Origin of the sequence: Mycoplana sp. MJR14 (assembly GCF_029210525.1) — a bacterium.
Taxonomy (GTDB): Bacteria; Pseudomonadota; Alphaproteobacteria; order Rhizobiales; family Rhizobiaceae; genus Mycoplana.
In genome coordinates, this window is sequence record NZ_JARGEO010000001.1 from 284,051 (window position 1) to 307,313 (window position 23,263).

Annotated in this window: 18 protein-coding genes and 1 pseudogene; 11 read left to right on the forward strand and 8 right to left on the reverse strand. The window is 58.8% G+C overall.

The window, feature by feature from the left end; genetic code table 11:
- Positions 1–106 precede the first annotated feature (106 nt).
- Both P0086_RS01405 and P0086_RS01410 read right to left on the reverse strand, forming a co-directional pair.
- On the reverse strand, positions 107–493 hold the full coding sequence (locus P0086_RS01405; RefSeq protein WP_275782162.1) for a helix-turn-helix transcriptional regulator: 387 nt from the start codon (positions 491–493) through the stop codon (positions 107–109).
- Between the two features lie 953 nt (positions 494–1,446).
- Positions 1,447–2,202 carry a BON domain-containing protein gene (locus tag P0086_RS01410; protein WP_275782163.1) on the reverse strand — a complete coding sequence of 252 codons (756 nt, stop codon included), beginning with the start codon at positions 2,200–2,202 and terminating at the stop codon, positions 1,447–1,449.
- Positions 2,203–2,391: 189 nt separating this feature from the next.
- Between P0086_RS01410 and P0086_RS01415 the strand changes: the two genes are divergently transcribed.
- Together P0086_RS01415 and P0086_RS01420 are read left to right on the forward strand one after the other, a co-directional pair.
- On the forward strand, positions 2,392–2,781 hold the full coding sequence (locus P0086_RS01415) for a hypothetical protein (RefSeq protein ID WP_112608132.1): 390 nt from the start codon (positions 2,392–2,394) through the stop codon (positions 2,779–2,781).
- Positions 2,782–3,321: 540 nt separating this feature from the next.
- On the forward strand, positions 3,322–4,410 hold the full coding sequence (locus P0086_RS01420) for a YihY/virulence factor BrkB family protein (RefSeq protein WP_275782164.1): 1,089 nt from the start codon (positions 3,322–3,324) through the stop codon (positions 4,408–4,410).
- 307 nt (positions 4,411–4,717) lie between these two features.
- On the opposite strand, the gene P0086_RS01425 is transcribed toward P0086_RS01420, so the two are convergent.
- From P0086_RS01425 to P0086_RS01440, 4 genes and pseudogenes are all read right to left on the reverse strand, one after another.
- Positions 4,718–4,903 (reverse strand): DUF3008 family protein, encoded by a 186-nt coding sequence (locus P0086_RS01425; RefSeq protein WP_112599784.1) that lies wholly within the window; start codon positions 4,901–4,903, stop codon positions 4,718–4,720.
- Between the two features lie 665 nt (positions 4,904–5,568).
- A pseudogene (locus tag P0086_RS01430) lies at positions 5,569–7,137 on the reverse strand (IS66 family transposase).
- A 66-nt stretch (positions 7,138–7,203) separates the two neighbouring features.
- The gene (tnpB, locus tag P0086_RS01435; protein ID WP_045016195.1) at positions 7,204–7,551 is read right to left on the reverse strand and encodes an IS66 family insertion sequence element accessory protein TnpB; all 348 of its coding nucleotides are present in this window, start codon (positions 7,549–7,551) and stop codon (positions 7,204–7,206) included.
- The gene (locus tag P0086_RS01440; protein WP_275782165.1) at positions 7,548–7,946 is read right to left on the reverse strand and encodes a transposase; all 399 of its coding nucleotides are present in this window, start codon (positions 7,944–7,946) and stop codon (positions 7,548–7,550) included. The genes tnpB and P0086_RS01440 overlap by 4 nt, the downstream gene beginning before the upstream one ends.
- Before the next feature lie 169 nt (positions 7,947–8,115).
- Here P0086_RS01440 and P0086_RS01445 point away from each other — a divergent pair, with 169 nt between their 5' ends.
- Complete coding sequence (locus tag P0086_RS01445; protein ID WP_275782166.1) at positions 8,116–8,292, forward strand: hypothetical protein; 177 nt, start codon at positions 8,116–8,118, stop codon at positions 8,290–8,292.
- Between the two features lie 107 nt (positions 8,293–8,399).
- On the opposite strand, the gene P0086_RS01450 is transcribed toward P0086_RS01445, so the two are convergent.
- Positions 8,400–8,726, reverse strand: coding sequence for a hypothetical protein (locus tag P0086_RS01450; RefSeq protein WP_275782167.1), 327 nt, complete (start codon positions 8,724–8,726; stop codon positions 8,400–8,402).
- Positions 8,727–9,912: 1,186 nt separating this feature from the next.
- Between P0086_RS01450 and P0086_RS01455 the strand changes: the two genes are divergently transcribed.
- A complete protein-coding gene (locus P0086_RS01455; protein WP_112599781.1) occupies positions 9,913–11,109 on the forward strand; it encodes an MFS transporter in 1,197 nt (398 codons plus the stop codon).
- 292 nt (positions 11,110–11,401) lie between these two features.
- Here P0086_RS01455 and P0086_RS01460 read toward each other — a convergent pair whose 3' ends face one another.
- Positions 11,402–12,922: a hypothetical protein gene (locus P0086_RS01460; RefSeq protein ID WP_275782168.1), complete on the reverse strand. Its 1,521-nt coding sequence runs from the start codon at positions 12,920–12,922 to the stop codon at positions 11,402–11,404.
- 319 nt (positions 12,923–13,241) lie between these two features.
- Between P0086_RS01460 and P0086_RS01465 the strand changes: the two genes are divergently transcribed.
- From P0086_RS01465 to P0086_RS01495, 7 genes are all read left to right on the forward strand, one after another.
- On the forward strand, positions 13,242–13,676 hold the full coding sequence (locus P0086_RS01465; RefSeq protein ID WP_275782169.1) for a hypothetical protein: 435 nt from the start codon (positions 13,242–13,244) through the stop codon (positions 13,674–13,676).
- A 23-nt stretch (positions 13,677–13,699) separates the two neighbouring features.
- Positions 13,700–15,139: a DUF1254 domain-containing protein gene (locus tag P0086_RS01470; RefSeq protein WP_275782170.1), complete on the forward strand. Its 1,440-nt coding sequence runs from the start codon at positions 13,700–13,702 to the stop codon at positions 15,137–15,139.
- Positions 15,140–17,328: 2,189 nt separating this feature from the next.
- Positions 17,329–17,610, forward strand: a complete 282-nt coding sequence (locus P0086_RS01475; RefSeq protein ID WP_275782171.1) for a hypothetical protein — start codon at positions 17,329–17,331, stop codon at positions 17,608–17,610.
- Positions 17,611–17,656: 46 nt separating this feature from the next.
- Positions 17,657–17,968 (forward strand): hypothetical protein, encoded by a 312-nt coding sequence (locus P0086_RS01480; protein WP_275782172.1) that lies wholly within the window; start codon positions 17,657–17,659, stop codon positions 17,966–17,968.
- A 1,762-nt stretch (positions 17,969–19,730) separates the two neighbouring features.
- Entirely contained in the window at positions 19,731–20,462 is a 732-nt protein-coding gene (locus P0086_RS01485) for a LuxR family transcriptional regulator (protein WP_275782759.1), read from the forward strand.
- A gap of 195 nt (positions 20,463–20,657) precedes the next feature.
- Positions 20,658–21,725: a class I SAM-dependent methyltransferase gene (locus P0086_RS01490; RefSeq protein ID WP_275782173.1), complete on the forward strand. Its 1,068-nt coding sequence runs from the start codon at positions 20,658–20,660 to the stop codon at positions 21,723–21,725.
- 1 nt (position 21,726) lies between these two features.
- Positions 21,727–23,130 carry a hypothetical protein gene (locus P0086_RS01495; RefSeq protein ID WP_275782174.1) on the forward strand — a complete coding sequence of 468 codons (1,404 nt, stop codon included), beginning with the start codon at positions 21,727–21,729 and terminating at the stop codon, positions 23,128–23,130.
- Positions 23,131–23,263 lie beyond the last annotated feature (133 nt).

The window sequence follows — 23,263 nt, forward strand, 5'->3', positions numbered from 1 at the left end:
GAAGGAGCCACGTCGGCCAGACCGATGCGACAAGGGCGAAGTGCTTGTTGCCCGGTAAGAGTGGGCCCGCTTTCGCCAAGCGCGGTTCGCCTTGACGCTTCTCCGGCTACTGGTCCGTCCCCTCCGTCTCCCCGCTCCCCATGGTCAGAGCCAGCTTAAAAATCGCATCTCGAGCAGTCTCGTCAGGCAGGCGATCATATAGGGCAGCCAGTCTGACGGCTCGCGCGCTCAAGACGGGGATTGGCTCGTCGTGCCTTTCATCGGCTATACCGGCAAACAGGGACGACAGGTCGCAATCAAGCGCCTCGGCAATCAGAACCAGCTTGCTCGCCGAAATGCGGTTGACGCCCTTTTCATATTTCTGAACCTGCTGAAACGTTATGCCCAGCTGCGTCGCCAGCGCTTCTTGACTCATCTGCCGAAGGCTCCGAACTCGGCGCAGATTTGCACCGACGGCGACATCAATTTGATTGGCGCGGGTCTTGTCATTCATGCTGCTGTCCCTCCGGTCCCGTTGCATTCGGTATAATACTTCAGGATTGCAGACAGTCGCGCTGTTAGTTTTCAGAGGAGGCGTGTCATCGCCGTCTTCGTTCAAGATGGGCTGATCGGTCACTCGGATATCTTTCCGCGGTAGGCGGTCGGTGGCGGCGAAGCCCCATGTGCCAGCGCGAGCGTTTCAAGCGCCGCGGCGAGGCTCGGTGGAATTTTCTCGTTCCCAGCTTCCAGCGCTTCAAGCCAAGACAGCGCCGGAGAGCTGGCTTGGATACTTACCTGCTCCGGAATGCGCACCGGGTTCAGGTAGGCATGGCGATTTCGACCGCCGCTCGCGTGGCATCTTCTTACCCAAGGCGGGCGAGAGTACAGTCCTGGAGGATCGTCAGCTGGGGAACGAGGTTGAACTGGCGGATCCCCTGCCGACGGCGCGAAGAACGGCGTCCCCCTTGCGCTAAGGTGCCAACCTAAGGCCGCCGCTTCAGATCCCCTTATGTCGGCTTGAGCGCAGCTTCTGTTTGAAAGTGTTCCACCATCGCACTTCAAAGTGCATGAGAAGGCTGTCGGATTTTCGGCGTCCGAATTCGACTGGAATGCCGCGGACGCCATCCTCCTTCAAACGGGTATGACAGTGAGGGTTCGTTCAATGACTGTCAGCGCAATAGACTTTGCGGGCTCCGCCTGAATGGCGGCCTTTTGGGAGGGGAACCTTTCACGAGCGACTGGAGTTGTTCTACCCGCAGGAATTGTCACCGTAAGGTTCGTTATGCAAGTTTCATTCACTGCGATCGCGTTGGTGCTCGGGTGCGCGGGATTAATTGCTTTCTTTGTAGTGGAACCCCTATTGCGCACATTTGGGGTGTGGTGAGGGCGAAGCCCGACTACCCGGGTGTATGCAGAAGCACCCTGTGAAGGGGCTCTGCCCCTTCACAGGCATGCAAATCCAGTGAGTCAATGCGGTTTGGTGGCTTCGCCTCCCATCCCCGGCTCACTCCGTCCTTCAGACATTGACGACGCCGAGGTGCTCGTTTTATTGCTGGCACCGGACGACGACTGCGGCGCGACACGAAGGTTGTTCTGCACGTTCTTTACGCCAGAGACGTCTTCGATGCAGTCCTCCGCACGTCGTTTCTGATCCCTGCTTTCCACAGTGCCACTCAGTGTGATTTCGCCTTTTTCGACACTCACCTCAATCTCGGTGGCGTCGATACTCGCGTCGTCACACAGACGATCGCATACATCTTCGCGAATGCGGCTGTCGGACCGTTCATAGCCCTTAGGACCGCGGCCCTGAAATTGTCCGCGTGCCTGCCCACTATAGCCGCCTTTCCGACCACTTTCGTTCCAACTCATGTCTCGGCCGCGGTCGCGTCCCTCGCCACCGAACCGACGCTCACCGTAGCTTCCACGCGTTGTGTCACTCTCAAATTCACCATAGCCGCGGCCGGGATACTGTCCGCCGAAACCGCCGCCGACGCGCTCACCGAACGAGGTGCCACGATACCCCCCTTCTTCGCGTTCCCTCCCTCCAAATTCGCGCCCTGACCTGCTGTCATCGTCCCAATCGGCGCTAAATCTGCGACGTTCTCTGTCGTCATCCTCGGACGGCATCCACCGCGAGTGCCGTCGACCGCGGTCGTCATCCTGGTCTCGGCCAAATCGCCCTGCTTCACGTTGTTCCTGACGACGATAATAATCGTTTGCCATAGCCGTTTCCTTCCGCAAGGGGTTGTTTGAGGTCTTTTGCGGACCCATGATGCGAACGGTTAACGTCTGTACCTGTTCCAGCCCTTGATAGAAATTTTTCCCGACACGGTGGCTTTATAGCGATGACGTTCGTTGCAACGGGAACAGCTCATAGTTTCCTGCGTTTCCCGTCCGACAGGAGGATTCGTCATGGCGAAGAACAAGATTCCTAAAAAAGTCGGTGGGTACAAGGTGCCAAAGGTCATTCGAAAATCATCGATCCTGAATGCTTTGCTCAAGAGTGATATTGGGCGCGGGATTTTGGCGAATGCACTCACTGCAGGCGCAGGAGCCGCAGCTGCAGTTCTCCTAAGTGAACGTGACGAGATTGCCGACGCCGCCGGAAAAGGTGCTCGAAAGAGCGTGAAGGTGGCAGGATTGGCCGGAGAGGCGATGCGAAGCGCAGCACATGCGGTGAGCGACGTGGTGCGCAATAGCGCAAACGATGCACTACCAAAAAAGATGAGAAAAGCGGCGAATGAGCGACGCAAGGAGCTCCGAAAAAAAACGGGCCCTCGCCACGGCGCCGTCGTACATTAACTACGGCGTCGCCCGCTATCCAAACAAGTTGGCTTGAGACGTTCATCGTCAGCCGTCTCAGCAAGACCGTGAAAAGTCGAGCAGTGACTGCAGCAATTGCACGGGTCATCATGCGCCTTGTGAAGCGGCATCCCATGATCGCAGTAGACCTGCTATCGGCTGGAGTACGCCGCGGGGGGATAGTAGGGTTACGAACGCTCTTGGCGAGGTCAGAAATTACAGACGTGCCCACCTCGTCCTCAGAACGAAGCCCGCGTGTCCCCTCAATACCTCGCGAGTTGCCATAGATGGTCGCGGCAAAAACAACCGTTGGAAAAGCGCTCGGAAGGAGGTCGAGGTCGACTCGTTTCTACCGCGTTGCCGCCGCAAAAGGTGGCCTGCCTCGATGGGGCCGACGATGGGATCGGGACCAAGCCGATACGACAACACGGCAGCCGGCGGGAGATTGCGGTGGCTCGGCCGCCGCCGGACGCCTCTTCTGCCGAACTGCATCATTTTTAAAGGTCGAGCATCACGCCTTTGGAGGAGATGGAGGCAAGCATGTCGCGCAGACAGAATGGCTCACGCGATCGTGCAACCTTGGCCTTGATCGGGCTTTCCGTCCTGGCGGGCGCGCTCATTTCGGGCCGCGCCCTTGCCGGGCGTTCTCGGACGGGTGTTGCCAAACTTGATGCCGGCAAGGTCAAAGACCGCGGACGGTTGGCCCAGAGACCAGCAGAGATTCCTCCGCGAGGACTGCGGGATGTATTCTGGAGGGTCATAGATTCGCTATCGACCGACCGGGTTACACTCGTCGCGGCAGGCGTTACCTTCTACCTGCTCCTCGCCTTTTTTCCCGGGCTAGCCGCCACCGTTTCGCTGTACGGCTTGCTTGCAGATCCGACCGACATCAGCCAGCACGTACAGGCAATGGCCAGCGTATTGCCGGGGGAGGCATACGGGGTTTTTTCGGATCAACTGCATTTGCTCATTCAAAGCCGTCAAAGCGCCTTAGGAGCAGCCTTCTTCGTCGGACTGGTTGTGGCCCTGTGGAGTGCCCACAATGGCACGTTGGCGATGTTCGATGCAATGAACGTAGCCTATGACGAAGTAGAGAAGCGCGGGTTCGTTCGGCTGAACGTGATTGCGCTTGCGTTCACCTTTGGCGCAATGCTGGCTGCACTCGCTGTGATTGCTGCCCTTGGGATCTTGCCAATCGCCTTGTCGTACGTTTGGCTCGATCCCCTGAAGGAGAACTTAGCGCTCTTTGCAAGATGGCCCTTCCTCTTGCTGCTGATGTTCGCGGCGTCGACGGCGATCTACCGATTAGGGCCGAGCCGGGAGCCAGCCAAAGTTAGATGGCTGACTTGGGGTGCCGCTCTATCCACCTTCGCTTGGCTTGTGATGACATTGGGCTTTTCCTGGTACCTCGACAACGTCGCCGACTACGAAGCCACATATGGTGCCCTCGGAGGCCTTGTGGGCGTTTTGATCTGGATGTGGCTCTCAGTCTTGATCATACTGGTAGGCGCGGAACTGAATGCGGAACTTGAACACCAGACGGTGTGCGATTCAACCACTGGGCAGCCACTGCCCTTGGGTGATCGTGGTGCGTTTGTGGCGGATCACATTGGCAAGCCCGTGCCTTAGTGCGCGAGTGCTAGCCTTATCGCCTTTGATGGTGGCCATAACCCCCAGTGAGCGTGTGGGCGGCGTGCGGCTCCTTGGCTCCGGTCTCCCAAAATCTGGCTGGGCAATAAAAAACGACCCACCGTCCACGTCGGCTTCGGCCGCCGAGCTCACGCCTGACAGCGTCGCGAGGGCGGCAGCTGCCGAAGGCGGCTCCCCGCGCCCGGGCGGACTCGGAAGCTTGCAAATCGTACGGCCGCCCATCCGTGCACCCGCCAAGGCACCGCGCATCGTTGCTCCAGTTGATCTCAAGCCTGAACGTGCCCGCTCAGTCCGATACGTGTTCCGGTTTGCCCTTCCGCTTGGTCGAGGCAAACTCCTCCAATTCTTTCTCGGTCATGGATTCGGCCATCTGCTTGGAGGCGCCCCTTAGCTTGCTCTTGGGCGTGTCTCCACGCTTCGCAGAAAGAGCCGCACCTGCTGCCTTTTGCTGAGCTTTCGATTTTGCCGGCATGTTGTTTCCTCCTGTTAGAGGAGATAACTTAGGGCGAGCGCGGTGGTTCCCCCACTGGGCGACTCCTTTCCCCTGCGGAACGCCAGCCCCCTGCCTGCGTCGCTTTCCTCTAGCTCCATCCCAGGCCCCCGACGCGTTGTAGATCGCTGCTTGCAGTTTACTACCTGTTCACACGCCAACGTGGCGAAAGCCACCTTTCAGGCGGCAAATTTCACCCAAGGTCGTAGTCAGTCACTGAAGAAAACCATGACATATTAGCTTAGTAACGTTTGTCGATGGAAATGACGACAACTGAAAGGGTTGATATCGATGTTTCTGCATGGCTTGGCGCGCAGCATCAGAGGTCGCGTAAATGACATGCGGCTGAACATCTCGACCGCGGGAACGGCGCCCGCCGAATCCGATGGCCATGTATATTACGCCACAATAAGCTACCGCTGCATCCAAGCGCTTTTGGATAGATTGCAGCTATCGCCAAATGATAGATTTGTGGACGTTGGATGTGGAAAGGGACGTGTGGTTTGCCTCGCGGCACGGCAGTGTGTTTCTATGGTTACCGGAATTGAGTATTCACAAGCCTTGGTAAACGACGCGAGGCGAAATGCACTGAAATTGCGAGGAAAAAGATCTCCTGTCACAATCGCCCATTCGCCGTAAGCGTCCGGTCAGGCCATTTCTGACGGACCTTGCAGGTTCCACGGCAGGAGTTCGTCGATCCGGTTGATGGGATGATCGGCGATGCGGGTGAGGACCTCCCGCAGGTAGGCTTCCGGATCGAGGCGGTTGAGCCTTGCGGTCTCGATCAACGACAGGATTGCAGCGGCGCGTTCGCCGCCCTTGTCTGATCCCGCAAACAGCCAGTTCTAACGGCCGAGCGCAATCGGCCGGATCGCTCGTTCAGCCGCATTGTTGTCGATCTCGATGGTGCCGTCTTCAAGGAAGCGGCAAAGCGATTTCCAGCGGGAAAGTGCGTATCGGATCGCTTCCGCTGTCCCGGATTTTTGTGGCAGGCGTTTGAGATTGCCATCCAGCCATAGCCGCAAGGCTTCGACCTTGGGAGTGCTGCTATGTTGCCGCGCAGCTTTCCGCACATCTGGCGGCTCACCACGAATGGCCTTTTCGATGTCGTAGAGTTCGCCGATCCGACGCAGCGCTTCCTCCGCAATCGGCGCTTTTCCTGAAGTCGTCAGATCGAAGAACTTGCGTCTCGCATGCGCCCAGCAGGCGGCTTCCAGGATGGTCGGTGGGCCGCCTGGCTTGTGTGGTTCGTAGAGGTCACGGAAGCCTGCATAGCCGTCGGCATGCAGCACGCCGGAGAAGGTGGCCAGATGCTGCCGGGGATGCAGTCCTCTACGATCCGGACTGAAGAAGTAGCAGACTGCAGGTGGGATCGTGTCACCATAGGGACGGCCGTCGCGAACATAAGTCCACAACCGCCCGGTCCTGGTCTTGCCCTTGCCTGGCTCCAGAACCGGAACGGGCGTATCGTCACCATGAAGTCGATGGCCAACGAACACATGGTCTTTGATCTTCACCAGCAGCGGCTCCAGTAATGTGCTGGCCTTGCCGATCCAGTCGGCCATAGTCGAGCGGGAAAGATCGACGCCTTCTCGCGCGTAAATCTCGGATTGGCGATAGAGAGGCAGGTGATCGCAATATTTGGCGATCAGCACATGGGCGACCAGACCCGGCCCCGGCTTGCCGCGTTCTATGGGCAGCGACGGCATCTCGACCTTAACCTGCGTATCGCAGCCCTTGCAGGTGAAGCGGGGCTGGATATGGCGCACGACACGAAACGAGGCCGGGACATAGTCGAGAACCTCGCTAACGCTTTCGCCTGCACGGATGAAGTCGGAGCCGCCACAGACCGGGCATGCGCAAGTTGCCTGGTGCGTCACGTCATGGCGTGGCAGATGATCGGGCAATGGCTGGCGGCTCGGCTTGGCCTTTGCCGGACCGGCAGTCGACGACGATGTCGGGGCCATGGCTTCCGCCTCGGCCGCCTCGATATCTTCCAACGCCAGTTCGAGCTGTTCGATGGCGCGGTCCATCTTCTCGGAGGACGAGCCGAACCGTGCCCGCTTGAGAACCGCAAGCTGCGCCTTCAGTTTGTCGATCAGGGTGTCGCGGGATTGAAGCCTTCGAGCCTGTTCAGCCAGTTGATCGGTCTGCGCAGCGATAATGGCTCGCAATGCATCGACGTCATCCGGCAGGTTCGAATGGCCTTCTTCCATGCCAAAATCTATACCCGATTTGGCGTCAGAATACCACCTATCTATCTGTAAAGATTGGCATCTGCCTTACGCAACTCGTGTCGGCGCAGATGTCCAGGCGGGTCGCCGCCAGTCAATACCTTCCCATAGCATCGACAACTGCGCCGCCGTCAGCCGGGCAGTGCCGTCGGTCGCGGATGGCCAGGGAAAACAGCCTTTCTCCAGGACCTTGTAGTAGAGGCAAAATCCCTGGCCATCCCAGAACAGCAGCTTTATGCGATCACCACGACGGCCCCGGAATGCGAAGACCGAACCAGACGCCGGCTTCTGGCGAAGCGACGACTGCACCAGCGCCATCAGGCCGTCGATCCCCTTGCGCATGTCCGTCACACCGCAGGCGAGATAGACCCGCACATTTGCGCCCGGCGCGATCATGCCTCTTCAACCGAGCGGATCAGTGCTTTCAAGACATCAGGCGCAATGTTGGCCTCGACCTTCAACACACGGCCGCCCTTGCAGCCGATCTCGATCCGCATGGGGCGTGTCGCCCGCTTTGCTGCAGGCTTGTCCAATGGTGTTGGTTGCTCGGCTTCGTCACTCGTTCCCGTAGCGATCAGTGCGACGGGTAGAAAAGAAACCAACGGCTCAGCCTGCCCCGCCGAGAACTTCCGCCGCCAGGTATAAATCTGCTGTGGCTTGATATCGTACCGACGAGCGACGTCGGAAATCCTGGCATCCGGGTCAGCAGCCTCTTGCAGTATCGAAAGCTTCTCCTCGTCGGACCAGTCGCGCCGACGCTCGACACCGGTCAAAATCTCCATACGGCCCATAGTTCATCCCTGATGACGTCTCTAATGACGGAATTAGTGACGTAACTTCAGGGGTTCGCGGAAAATCTCAAAGGCAGCTTCACCGGACGCTTACCATTCGCCAGCGGAGGAATTCGACTATTCGGATAGTTCCGTTCTATATTTTTTCAACCCGTTTGAAGCGCCGATCTTGAACACCGTGCTGCACAAGGCCCGCGCCGACCGGGCGGGCAGCCCCCTGCGCATGGCGTTCGTCATGGAATCCCGCGCCCAAAGAGACGTTTTCTCTGAGCATACATGGCTATCATGCTATGATCGATTTGAAGACATCGACCATCATATGGTCGCCCTCTATCGCACCCTCTGACGGGCTCTGCCCACAAATCGACAGGTGTTTTCAGGCTCTTCGCATTCCTGAGGATGACAGGTCGGGCTGGATCAAGCCCTGGGCGGCAGCCATTGCAACCGCTCGGGTCAGTGTAGTCGCCTCACACTGCTTTGTACAACCGTCATAAGTATTGCCCTTTCGCGCACACCGAACTTGTAGAGCTGCATGATGCGCCTGGCAATTTCATCGGCTGCCGCAGAGCGTCGCGCCAGACGTTCCTGCTTGCAGAGAGCATCGAAGACCTCATCGAGTGCGGCCAGGTCAGCATGCGTAAGGGTAGCATCATTCCGAAAGAAAGAGTGCATTTTCAGTTCCTCCCAGTCGAATGTGCGCCCCTCCTGGAATTGCGCAATTAACTTTGACACATCAATCTCATCGCCGCTTGTCGATCCCAGCGGGTACACAACAGTCATTGGGACCTATTCCGCAGCGGGCGACAGCACAATCTTGATATCCGTACCGGCTTTGCCTGCGCACTTGCTACTCGGGAACCGAAACCCGAACCGTCCTTAGGTCCAACAAGGTGATATCGCCAACCAAAATGCGGGATGTCGACCGGACGGAACTCAGCAATGGTTGCACATGGTATGTATCTTGGGATGAACAAGTCCTCACATGCCTCATAGGCATCGTCGCGCTCGCAGCTGGGCGACGGTCCGGACAACATACCGGGGCTCATGATGCGCGCGGCTCAAGCGCTGCTGCCGGAGGTGACGGTAATCCGCACGCAGCGTCTCCATGGCTGCGTTGGCGTAAATAGTATCTCTGGGGCTCCCCATCTCACAAAAATGGCCCGCCGAAGCGAGCCCATGCAGAAGGTGAGCGTACGTAGTGACAGGCCGGCGCCCAACCAAATATGCGCCCAAGCTCTGAATATTAGGTGAACACGACCGACTGAAGTCCCATTTTCGGCTCCGCAGGAAAGTTCCGTAACTTGATTTTCGCCTCCCACAGGCCGAGAGGAGGAGAGACGCCCATTTTTCTCAGCTGGCCCGGCGTATCGATATAGAGTGGAACAGTCCCAGCGCCGAGCTCCATCGATTGAAATGTGGGCTCCACAACATCCTCCCTGCCGCGACAAATTGCGTACGTCCCCTGTCTCGCGGGGACGCTGAAGGAACAGGGTAGCCTGCTGCCCAGCTTACTATCTTGGCGAGGCCGGGTCGCGCAAAAACCTATCACAGGCTTCGACTGAGTTATCTCTCACCAAAGGTGGACAACACCGAACCAATCAAGCCTGGGAAACGGGTCTCCAAATCCTCGCGACGGAGCGTAAGGCGGCGACCACGCCCCAGGGGCTCGTTGCGGATAACACCAGCTTCTCGCAGCACCTTCATGAGATGCGACTTTGTCGACTTCGGCATCGAAGGGTCTGATAGGTGGCACTGTGCCATTTCCAGCGGACCACCCGCCAGTTGGCGTACGATCGCCAGTCGCTCGGGGTCGCTCAACGCAAAGAGCACGTCGGTCAGCTTAAGCTCGCTGCGAGCGGGATGTGGGAGTTCTGCAACCTCAGACGCCATGGTTCGAATTTAGTTGAACTCTTAGAGAAAGGGTAGTACTAATTGGTTCGAAAATATTCGAACAATCAGGTGAACCATGTCTTACACGACGCTCCCCCTACCGCTCAGCGGCCTCGCGGGCTTTCGCGTCACACTCGCCGGCATGGCCGTGATGATGGCCGGTGCTAGCGCACCCTCGCCTTTTTATCCCATTCTTCAGCAGCAGATCGGCTTTTCCGCGGCGACCCTGACAAGCATCTTTGCCGTCTATACGGTAGCGCTACTTGCGTCGCTGCTTGTTACGGGATCTTTGTCGGACCATGTCGGCAGGCGCCCAGTCATATCGGCAGGCTTTGGGTTGCTGGCATTGAGCATGCTGCTTTTCTGGCAAGCAGATGGCGTGGCAGGCTTGCTCGCCGCGCGTACATTGCAAGGTGTGGCGGTCGGGCTAACGCTCTCCGCGCTCTCGGCGGCAGTGGTCGATTTCGAGCCTAAGGACAGACCAGGCAGCGCTTCGGTATGGAATTCTGTCGTTCCCTTGAGCGGTCTTGCGATGGGTGCTCTTGTGGCGGGCATGCTGATGGACGTCACCGAGTTGGCGGAAGCCGACGTATTTGGCACGCTGGTGGCAACCTATGCATTGTTTACCATCGTGATCTGGTTCATTCCTGAGACCGCGCCGCGACATGAGGGTGTGTGGGCCTCCCTTCGCCCGAGGATCGGCGTACCGGCGACGGCAGCCAGGGCATTCTGGCGCAGCGCACCGGCCGTAATCGCGGGTTGGTCAACGGGCGGTCTCTATCTGTCGCTCGGAGCACCGATTGTCCGGCACATCTTCAATGCGGAGGATCACCTCACCCAGGCAAGCGTGATCGTATTGCTTTGCGCCTCAGGTGCCACCGCCTGCCATGCCGCGCGGGGCCATTCCTCGCGGCGGGTGACACTTTACGGCACCTTGGCGCTCTCGATCGGCACAGCGTTGACGCTTGCTGCAATCGTCTGGCCGTCCCTGCCCGCATATCTGGCAGCACTGATGATCGCCGGAACGGGCTTTGGAACATGCTTCTATGGCGTGCTGCGCTCGATCGTTCCGCTGGTGCGCCCGGATGAGCGTGGCGAGCTGTTCGCTTCGCTATTCACGCTCAGCTATCTCGCTTTCGGATTGCCGACCCTGTTGGCAGGGGTGATGGTCGGTGCTGTTGGCCTGACCCTGACAACGCTGGGCTACTGCGCGTTGATTGTAGTGTTTTCAGCAATTGCGGGTCTGTTGCGGAAGTTCGGAACAGTAGACTAGAGCTGTCCAGCCACAAGGCCCGGCGTCGAACACGCCGGCCAGATCAGCGTGGCACGGCCGGTCGAGTGGGAATTGGAAGACCAGCCTTGCGCAGCGACCCGACAAAGCGCTCCCGATCTTCCGTCCTTGCGTAACGAAGGGCCGTCCATGTCCAGATATTCTCGACAAGGCCGCGAGCGTTGGCCATCAGCCAGTCCCGCTCCCATTCTGCCGCTTTTCCTGTGGGATCGGCTTCCGCGAGGACGGCAGCCGCAATCAGGTGATAGGCGGGATTGTCAATGGCGCCCGACTTTCATATCCACATCGCGGCAGTCTTGTAGTCGTTGCGAAAATAGGCGCAAACCGACAGGATAGCCTCATAGTAGCCGAGCGGGCCCGGATTGCGGCCGCGCGCTTCAGCGATGAGGCTGCAACCTTCGTCCCATTGTCCCGACACGGCGAGGCGCGAACCGTACTCTCCCATCAGTTCTGTGTCGTTCGGATTGGTCGCGAGGGCGTGTTTGCCCAGAGACAGGCTCGCGTCAACCTGTCCGCTGAAGTAGAGTGCGAACATTTCGGCTTCTAGGGCGCGCACATTTTGTGGGTCGATCTCCATGGCACGACGCGCAGCGGCCAATGCACGATCAAGAGATGTGGGTGACATCGACGAACCAACGGGGTAGCCGAACCGGATCTCGTCGATATAGGTCTGCGACAGAAGTGCCCAGGCGGTCGCATAGCTCGGAAAGCGCGCAACTGCATCTTCGAGACATTGGCGGACGGCGGGATGGGTCCTGGCATCGATGTTGGCACGGTAGGCGTAGTATGACAGTGTGCACGAATAGGCAGCCCAGTCGTCGGGTGCATGTGCCACCACGCGCTCCGCATCGGCCCTGAATATCACCCCGTAGGGCTGTCCGAGCGCTGTGGCAATTTGGTTCGCGATCTCCTTTTCTATCGCGATCAGCTGTGAAGGCTCGAAGTCCGCCTCGTAAGACTGCGCCCAGAGAACACTGGAATCTTCTGTTTTCAAGACGCGCGCCTGCAAACGGACTGTATCCTCGCCCAGGCTGACATTTCCCGAAAGCTCATAGCGCGCCTTATCGCCCGCGGAACTGGTGGCTTCCCGGCCCTCGACGGTAACGATGTCCTTGAATTTCGCCACCTGACCGATGATCTCGTGCGTCAGACCTGCAGTGAAGGCGGCCGAGTTGCCCGACCGAGACAGATCCTCGAACGGCCGGACGAGGAGGCGCGGCACGGCAGGTACAGTGGGATCACTGCGCCAGGGCGGCGACATGACCACGGATACCGCGCTTGCCAGGCCGAGCGCCGCCACGGCCCCGAGGAAGATGGGCCTGGGCTTGGCCAAGGCACGCCGCGCACCTGTTTCCACCTTGATGCGGGGCAGAATAAGCGGGACATACCCCCCTTTGGGAATCGATATGATGAGCGGGTCTTCGCGCCCCGCCTTGAGGTAGTACTGTTCGAGCGCACGGCGCAGCCGGCCGGCCTCAAGGCGAACAATGGGGTCGGAGTGGGCGTCGAAATCAGAGCCGCGGCCAAACACGTCCGTGGCGATTGAGAACGACTTGATGCGCTCGGCACGGCCGGCAAGGGTCTCTTCGACCACATAGGTAAGGAAGCGGCGAGATCGCGGCGTAGCATGGAAGTCCGGGCTCTGCAGGATGCGATCGAGCGCCTCCTGAGCCGAACGTCCAAAGGACGTGGTATCCTTCGCCGCCGTCTGTTCCCCACTCGTCGTCCCGGCGAGACCAACGAGCGGCACGCGTGACCCACGAACGCTCCGTACGCTTCCCAAATAACTGCTCATGGCGATGTTACCCCAAACTTTGCGTAATGTTACGCAGAAGTTGCGAGCTGTCACCCTATAAAACCAGCCAACGGTGGCACTGAGGTCGGAGTTGGTCGTGGCAAGCATTAAGGCTGATGGATGCGGGCAGCGATCCGCACTTTCCGGACAGGACAGGGGACATTGAGACGCTCGCCGAGGTCCGCGAGCGGTTCTGTACGTGTGCGACGAGCTCCTGCCGCGCAAAGTGCTTCTAGGCGTCCTCTCTGCGGCACCGGCGCTCGCACAGGATGGGATTTTGGCTCCGTCTCAGAAGACGACCGGTGCTCGCAAGCCCCAGATGGAGCCTTCGCTCATCGTGATGAACGCAACCGGCGCGAAACTGCAAGCCGGCAAGTTGATCCTGGACGGCGCCGCGCCCAACGCAATCATCTTGGCCGATCGGCCGGTTCCAGCGGCAGGCCACGCGCTGACCGCGCATCTACTGGAGCAGCGGGACGAGGGGTCCGACAGTTCTTTAAAGAATCAACCGAACGCAGTCGTCGCGACGTTCGCAAAGGACGGCCCGAGCGTGAAGGACGAGGTGGTGATGCTGAGGTCGCCAACGCCGCCGACGGTCGCATCAACTTCGATGTCGCTGTACTCGAAGGCGAAATTCCGGCTAATGCGGACGGGCAGACCTTTGTCTTCATCGACATCATTGAGTTGCCATGTACGCCGGTGTCCTTTGCGGGCGCCGCCCGACCCAAACTACCTGCCCCTTTTGCCCTACTAGCCAACGAATGAGGGAGATCAGCTATGAATATCACACGCCGCGCCGCGATCGTCGGCGGCACCAGCCTTCTCGCATCCACGGCCGTTCGCCCAGCAAATGCCTTTGACGGGCCGCTCACAGATCTGGTCACAGGTTCCGAGGACTTCTGGACGGCTGTCGACGCCTATGTCTATGGTTATCCGCTGGTGACCATGGAAATGACGCGACGCGTCATAACGAATGTCGCCGAGGTCAAGGGGACGCGCGGACCGATGGGACATCTCATCAAGCTCCGCGAATACCCGAATGCGTCCTTCCGGGACGTCACGGCCCCCAATGCTGATACGCTCTATACGACGACATTCATCGACGTCGGCGACGAGCCTTGGGTCTTTTCGTTCCCGGACATGGGCGATCGGTACTTCCTTTTCCCGATGCTCGACGGCTGGACCAATGTATTCCAAGTGCCGGGTTCGAGAACCACGGGTGGGACGGCACAAACCTTCGCCATCACCGGACCAGGCTGGTCCGGCTCCCTTCCGGAAGGTGTCACGGAATACAAGTCACCGACCGCTATCGTCTGGCTCCTTGGTCGCATCTATTGCACCGGCACGCCCGATGACTATGCCGCCGTACATAAGATCCAAGACGCCTGCAAGCTACAGCCGCTGTCGACCTGGGGTACGAACTACACTCCGCCTGCGGGAAAGGTCGATCCGTCCGTAGACATGAAAACGGCGGTCCGGGATCAGGTCAATCGCATGACCGCCATCGAGTATTTCACCCTGCTCAGCGAACTCATGACGCGAAATCAACCGGCCGAGGTCGACGCACCAGCTCTCGAAAGGTTCGCGGCGATCGGTCTCGTCGCCGGCCAGCCTTTCAACAAATCCAAGTTCGATCCCGCCTTCGAAAGACGTGTCCCGGAGATCGGCTTCGCGCGCATCATGCTGCACTTCAAAATGAGCGGTGGGGATGTCCAGAACACCAACGGCTGGGGATTTACGACCAAGACCGGCGTCTACGGCACGAACTATATTCAGCGCGCGCTCGTTACCGCCATCGGACTTGGCGCCAATCGGCCGCAGGACGCCGTCTATCCGACGTCTCGAAGGGACGGCGACGGCGTCTTCGCTCGCAGCTACAATGGCACAAGCGCCTACATCGTGACTTTCAAGAAAGGGCAGCTCCCGCCGGTCAAGGGCTTCTGGTCGATCACCATGTACGACGAGAACTACTTCTTCGTCGACAATCCCATCAATCGCTACTCGATCAGCGCGCGCCAGGACCTCAAGGCCAATGCCGACGGTTCCGTCGACATCCTCATCCAGCACAAGTCGCCTGGCGCGGGCAAGGAGGCAAACTGGCTCCCGGCACCCAAGGGCAAGTTCTACCTGATGATGCGCCTCTATTGGCCCGATGAGAATGATCCGTCCATCATCAACGGCTCCTGGACACTTCCCCCGGTCAATAAGGCGGACTGAATACTGAATCGCATACATTAGGGCCGAAGGTATGGCATGAAAGTCGGATCTCTCATCGAGGCGGTGCAACCGCAGCCATGGGAATTCAAGTTTCTCGCCATCGGGCGAAGCGATCCGTGTCTTCTGGTGCGACCCCCAGCTTCGTCTTCGGCCCGTTGCGGTAAGCTCTACGGCTGCCGTATTCGGACACGGCTATAGAATTGAGAACCAGGATGGGGCCTTGCAAGTTACGCAAGTTCGCGTCGGACCCCCAGGACGATGGGCAACTATCTCGCAAGTGCGATCGCGATCGCAACCCGCTTGGACCTGGATCTTGATCGCACCGCCATGGCTGACGCCACGGTATTGCTGAAGCGTCTTGGGTTAACATCCTGATGGACGCAATGCGACGGGCGCCCGACCGTCGAAGAGCTCGACGCGCCGATGCTGCATTATGACGATCGCGAGACGCGCCACCCGAACGCGCTGCCCATGCGTCGCGTCGTCGGACCTTCTCGACCAGGCGTTAGGATGAAATCACGCGTATGAAGTGCGCCAATCTCGTTGCCGAGCATAGCCGCGTTCTCGCCCGGGACTTTCCTGCCTCTTGCTCGACATCAAAGACCCTGCACTGCCACGGCCTTCCACACGATCGAGTGCCCCGGCTGTTCGAGCTCTGCGGAACTTTCCGAATGTCGAAGCCGTCTCCGGCCACAGGTCGTGAACCTCGCCGAAACGCTATACCCAATGTAAGGGCTTGGGCCATGACAACGTCGGGCTTCGCGGTTTCAGGAGCCCCGTGGACGTTCTCTGGAAGCATTGAGCGCTGAGTGCCGAAATCTTCGCTTGACCACCGCTTGCTGCGACGGCAACTCACTTTTTCGAATGTGGCTCGCGTCCCATGGCAGCGCAGAGACGACGATAACAGGTCCCTCCCATGTTGGGGATACGAAGGATTTCATAGTTGGGCATGTCGATCATGTCAGCAACACGATCGAAACCTCTTTGATTAAGCTCCGCCACGAGACCGGGTCTCAGGCCGATGTCTGAAATTCTCGCGTTGAGATTCGCCATGGCGGAAATTGTACACACGTGTGTTAGGGCAGCAACCCAGCCAAGACCGCTGTCCCACGGTTTTCAAAGCACCGACACCCCGCCATGCGCAGGCCACTCAACGTGCAAACTGCCAGCGCTTCCGGAGCAAGCAATGTACCAGCATTCCGCAGTTCAATTCGGTGCGGCGATTGCCGAGAAGCCAGGCCACACATTTTTTCTGTGGCGGAACATCTGTGTCAGAGAAAAGTTTCACGCTTTGGGCCCGATGCCCCCATCCGGCCCACCGGCGCCCTTGGCGTCGGCGCAGGCGTGATGCCCGCGAAGCCAGCGGAGGACCAACACCGGGCCTCCGCTGGTCACGTGTGGCGATAGCAAACTGCGCCGAAGTTTGGTACCCCGAAGGCGGAGTGCTGATAGAGACATGCAGAAGGTCAAAGGCGTTCTGCACGTCAAGACTGCAGCGGAAAAGCGCCCGGCGCACGTCTCGGCGGAAGAGCCGTTTCTGGCGAGGAAAATGCCACGTTGACAACGCTCCCGTCATCACAGTTTTATTTCGTTGTGTTTTCCGGGCGTGAGCGCATAGTACGGATATCGTCGGCAAACTATAGGGGCGTCGACGACAGGGAGGTGGCTTCTTCCGCCCACGGGAGGAGATCGTAATGCACTCCCAAACTCATCTCATCATTGATGCACGCGATCGAGATTCCGTTCTTGCGGTTCTCGTGCACGAAATTGCCTCACAGGCCTGGTTTGGATCTTTTACCATCCGAGCGCCTTTGGCTGCGCCATTATCTCAACGACCTCTATGATCGAGGGCTCGTCTACGGAGACCAACTGGCGAGCGTCGGCTTGGCGGCCGCGAAGCACCGAAAGCGCGCGGCACCGGCTGGGAACAGCAGACGTCGCATAGGTGTCTTCACGTCGGAGGATATCAGCGTGATGCGAAGTTTGTTTAGTCTTGCGAATAAGGGCGCACGGCATCCGGTGGACAGCAAAGAGGCACGGGCATTGGCTCGCCGCGTAATGTTTGTATTCCGAAACGGTTGCGAGGACCCGCTAAAGGCGCTCGACATCATAGCGGCAGCGCAACGCAGGAGGCCGCCGACCTCCTCTTACCGATGATCTGGCGGGCGAGACCGTGGATTGATCACACGATGAGCGACAAAAGGACAAACGGCGGGAAGTCAACCAGCGACCACAAACAACACTGGTGCCAGCACCCGGGTTGCAAGAAGTGGGCCCCCTACGGCTACGGTCGAGGCCAGGGAGCGATTGACTGGTTCTGTATGGAGCATCGGCCGAAGTCCCGAAATGCGAACGGCCGAGAGGGTGTCTTGCGTGATCCGTGGTGGCTCTACGCCGTGCTGATTGCCGGTGCACTACTGGTGGTGGCAAGTCTCATCTGGGACCTCGATTTGATCGCCGATCTCTCCTGACTTTGCTTCTGCGGTGTCACCCTCAACAAGTGGCGGAGAGTAACACATGAGCAATGAATGGATGCAGGTACTGCAGAAACAAGGAGAGACAGCTCAGCACCTCCATGCCCAGGCTCAACATATTCTCGGGCGCCGGGAACTGACTTTAGACCAGGCACTTCTCCTTGGGCGTATTGTCCAGAAGGGGGCTCAGAATATCGAGGATATCAGTCGACGAATGCGAGATGATGGCGTGGCACAGCCATATCTGGAAGCCGCTGATGCACTTCGGCAAATCTACCGGCTCTTGTCGGATGAGGTGGAAGCCAAATTGAAGACGCTACGACGCAGAGAAATTGTGCTCGTTTCCGATACCTAGCATAGCGTTTCAAGGTTCTACCGAAAGATGCATAAGGTTTGTCTCGCCAAGCATGCTGGGGCTCACCCGGGAGTGGCCCAGTACATAACGTCTGGATTGATCTAGAGCACCAAGCAGTTGATCGCAAGCGTCGTTGGATGGTCGAGGTGGACGGCGAGGCCAGCTTGGCCGTCGCCATTGATATCCCATAGAAATGGGTGTCCGACAATCTCTTGCTGTCGCGCAATTCTCCCGCCTTCTTGGACAACTTCTCTGTGCCGATAAAGGTGAAGGCGACGTTGTTCGCCGTCTCCGAGATCGCGTCGATCTTCGAAAGATTGATCCGGTCACCAGCCTTTCCGTCTGAACTGCCCCCACTTTCGACCAGACACTTTGAATTGCCCCACTTCCGACCGGGCACTCAGCACAAGCCGGAAGGCTCAAGCACAGGCTTGAGGATAGGCTTATGTCTAACGAGGTCGACAGGTCGAGCTGATGATCGGTGACATTTGACGCCACTGCCTGCATGTCGCTCAGGGCGCTAACGATGCCGCACTGAACCTTCAAGTAGTCCAGTGGCTGGGACGGACGTTTTACGCGCGTTTCAGCTAGCGGGTCGTCGCTCCAACGCGATGCGGCTGCAAGGGATCGAGGTGTAGCAAGCCGCGACGCCGGACGCGAATGGAGGCTACCATGGCTGGCGAGTGGCGCCGGGCACATTGGCTGGTCGCTTCTGACTAGGAACGCTAGCGTTCATCCGAAATGGGTAGCCTGCTGGTCTTGAAACCCGCTCTGATTTTCGGTGTAATTGGGTTGTAGGCCCATTGCCACTCCCGCCCTAGAAGAGTGCAGGAATGGCAACGGACATAGAAGGGCTCCGAAGGTATGAGGTTCGGAGCCCTTCGTGTTTCGGATGGGCGGTGATCGCGCCGACGCGCTGTGCGCGTGTTGATCAAGATGCTGGTAGTGTTCGTTCGTGCCTGCAATAATTCACATCGCAAACGCATGGCCGCCGCTGACGGAGAACAAGTTCGGAGACGATGCCGGCACGCAGGCACGTTCTGGCCGCCAGTCCATGTCGAACGCCGCATGTGTGTTACTGCTGATCGCCCGAGGTGCGAGTTCCGCCGCCGTGCGTCACCGAGAACTCGAGAGCTGACCACGCACGGAGGTTACGTCCGAGATCGGATCTGACGGGCGCAGCTCGCTTCGATGCGTCAAGCCGCCGTCATGGGTGGAAATCCTATCGCAGACACCGTCGTTCCAGAACACGTCCATGCCGCCAATCGGGCCTTCTCGGTAAGGCGTGTCGAGTCGTCGACATCGGCGGGGCCATAGTCCGCAACGGCCCAGAGATGACAGCCCGGCCTGGACAGTAAAAGTTCCGGTCGCCGACGACAGCTGATTGCGGATAGAGGGTCAGCACGGCAGCACAACGCAAGTGAACCGTCGCTGTGACCTGATCAGCAGCGTTGCTGCTCTGCGGCAAGCTTGGAACATTTGAAAGCAAGAATCGTTGTTGATGTCGATCGAGGAACGGTCATGGGTAGCGCAAAGTTCATCGAAACGATATTGGTTGTCGGTACACTCGCGTTTCTTGTGTTGGGAGTTCTGAATCTCCTACAATGAGCGTATGACGCCGTGTATCGACAAGGACCAAAGGCGAGAGCCGGCTGTGGTATTTCCTACAATGTGCTCGTCCGCACGCTGCCGCTAGAGTTCGGGTCGCGGAATGGACCTATCAGGATCCGGCGACGTGGCAGCGAACCGTAACATTCCTCCGATCTTCGACCACCGTAGACTGGCGGCGTCCCTGCGGACCCTGCAGGCGGCAAAAAGTAACGAGGCGGTGAATCTCACGCTGCACGAACTTTGCGCACGATACGGGCTGTCGCACATGACACTCCTTGTTGTTCGCAGTGGAGGCAGAGCAGACCGGTACCCCTATTACTGCACGACCTATCCCGACGCCTGGTTGAAAACTTATGCCCATAATCGGTACTTCGAAATCGACCCGGTTATCGGGGTCATGCGATGGGCGTTTCTGCCGGTGGACTGGTCTTCGTTGGATCGGCAGTCCGCACAGGTCTGGCGGTTGTTTAAGGAAGCACGGTCCTACAACATCGGCCCTCATGGCTTGACCATCCCTGTCAGAGGCCCGAAGGGCGAGCGCAGTCTGGTTTCGGCGGTGTCGAACTTGCCCAAACGTGATTGGTCGCGTCTGCTTGCCTCAAGCATGCATGAGCTTCATATTCTCGCCCACCATCTCCATGAAGCAGTGCTGGCGGCGACGGGTCTGCGACAGGATGACGGTTATCGAGGCCTCTCCAGGCGCGAATATCAGTGCCTTGACCTGCTTGCTAAAGGCCGGATTCACAAACAGATCGCAGCGGATCTGGGCATCTCCGAAACCGCCGTCAAATTGTACCTTCGATCGGCGCGGCTCAAACTTGGCGCTTCTACAAGCCATCACGCGGTTGCCAAGGCAAGCCTGCTCGAACTGATCGCATTTTGATGGCGCTCGCTCTCCAGGTGAGACGGCCCCCTCGGCCCTGGAAAGTCAACTTGCCGAATTCGGCAGGTTGGCTGTCGCCTCCTACGGGTTCACAGATGAAGACCTGAATCTAATGAGCCGTCCGCACTAGCGGCAGGCAATTGTCTCGAGGGAATGTCGGACAAGCGCCATCTGTGAGGATATTGGGAGATTGCTATGGTGGATCGTGAGGTGATTGAACGGTGGCGAAACGCTCCAAGGCTCACATCCTTCGCCGCGTTCTTTGAAAGGACTGCAAGCGGACAGGGTGGAGCACCGGATCTTGCCGACCCACAACCGGATATGGGACTGCTCGATTTCGATCTCGAGGGTGCTGTTCTCGCGGATACGCACCGACGCCTCTGGGGCCCCTTTGACGGCCATTACTTTGCAAGCATTCCCTACCGGCTCGAAGAGGAATGCCGGCTGGGGGCTGCGATATATTCCTTCTGCTTGAGGACCTGGGCACGCAGCGGCTCCCCGTCGACCATTTACACCCTGGGCACTGGCACTGGATGCCTTGCGCGAACGCTTGCCGCGCTTGGCAATGGTCGCATCGAGGCCCTGTGCTGCAGCCCAACGGCAGCCAACCGGACATCGTTCTTCGCGAAACGGGGGAGCGATCATGCACACTTCTTCCAGGGGCCGTTCTTCGAATTGGATGACGGGCGTTACGCCACCGACCAGGATCTACGGCCCTTCCAGGGTGGATTTGATGTGCTTTTCGAGGACACGACGTTTCAGATGTACGACCGCGACCGGCGCGCCCAGCTTGAGTTCATCTGTCCCCGGATCCGGCCGGGCGGTCTCCTCGTCCAAGTACAAAAGCTCTCTCATCCTGACCCCCAGATCTACCACGAGCGCGAGCGGCAGAAGAACGAGATTTTCAAGTCCAGGTACTTCTCCGCAGGGCACATATCGGAGAAGAAGGATGAAGTCCTCGACACGATGGCGGAGCTTCAGGTCGATCTGTCGGCCACAGTAGCCGCTCTGAGATCATTCTTCCGGTACTCCGTGCTGACCTGGAACAGCGGGAACTTTTACACGTTCGTGTCGTCCAATTCCCGGGCGTCCGTGCTGGAACTGACCTCGATGATGCTGAAACCGGCTATTCCCCCTGGCTATTGCTATGCGCAATTGCCGACCGTCGTCATCGACACCGATGCTCACCCCTTGGCGCCGAGTCTGGCGTGGCGTTGCCCGACGACCATGATGCTGGTTGCGCCCAAGCGTCTGGCTGCATGAGATGTCGGTGCCTCCGAAAGCCATCGAACATTGCAGCCCAACCGAGGTGCAAAGTGCGCTCTCAGCATTGATGCCGTATCTTGCTCCGTACTGGCGCCGGCCGCTTTCGGACTATGCGTCGGCTGTTTACAATGTCGAGCGTTTCCGTTCCGATAACCCGGTGCGTCGTCATGCCATGGACCTTCTTTGCTCGTGCATCGAGGGCGCTGCGTGTCGATCCGGCTATCGACAGGAGGAAGCGAGGAGCGCGAGCCGTCAATTGACGGCATCACCGGCGCTTCAGACGGGCCCGCATTGCCTGCTGCTGATCGAGCCAGACGCATACTACACGCATCTGTTCAGCCTGTTAGGTCTGAAGGCGCATGGCTTGGAATGGCACATCACCTATCACGCTTCAACGGTCAGCTTCGCGGAGAAGGCTAAGAAGGGTCCCGGCTGGCTCTGGCTCGAAGGCGAGCCTCTCAATGTCTTCGGCCTTGCGCGAAGCCGGATGGATTCGTTCAGCATATGCGGCCTGAATGGTCCGTATCGCTTCGCTTTCACCAATGCGACGGGAAAACGCCCGCCAAACAAATCAGCCGCCGGTCTCCTCGATGCCCTTTCCGGGCAGGAATATGCCTCAGCCGCCGAAGCTATCAGGGCGGCCAATCAAGTGCTGTGGCGTCGTAAGATGCCCTGCCCCATCAGGCTGCTTCAACTGGATGACTTCGACATCGCCGACCTTGTCGCCGCCCATCTCGACGAGGCAGCATCCTGGTTGTCGGCTCACTTCTTCGCAGACGGCAGCGTTGCACGGAACCGCTTGCAGGCGATCGATCGTCTGAATACAGGCCCCTGGCAAGGGTGGGTCCGCCGAACGACCGACCTTTTCTGGGGATTGCAAAAAGGCAGAATTGTTCCGCTCCACCTTCAGGGCGAGTTCCTAAGGGCTGGCAACTTGCCGGCCTTCGAAGTGAAGCTCCGTCCCGACACCATCGCAGCCGCGCTACGCGCGCGCGTGATCGTGCCCAGCCTGTACATCGCATTCCTGGTGATTTCCATTTTGCCCGGTGTGAGAGCGCTCGGTGGATGTCGGCAGACCATCTACTATCCGCTGATGCGCCACCTCACAGCGGTTGGCCTTCAGCAATCGGACGAAAACGGCCTGCTGACGGAACTTCGGCAAGACGACCGGCCCGGGGTCTGGGGCCATCGTGTCTTGAAGCCTGCCAACGGCTATCCGCTGCGGGAGATCGACCGTGGTGCTGCTGTTACCCTTTCAAAATATGCGCGGATGCCCCTGGTACGGGCGGGCGGAGATCTTGGCAGTTTCACCAGGGATCCCATGTGGGCGGATCTGTCGAGGCGCATTGCCAGTGGCGATATCGCCCTTGAGGCCGTCGAGTGGCAATTGTCTGGTTCTTGAGCGATCCGGGAAGCTGCGCGGTGTTGGCCGGAGTGCTTCGGCAGCCATTGCTGGCTTCCCGCGAGTTGGCGTGTTCAAACTGACCTGCGTACACTGGTGGAGATCGATGTGGCTGTCGAAGAGAAGGTGACGG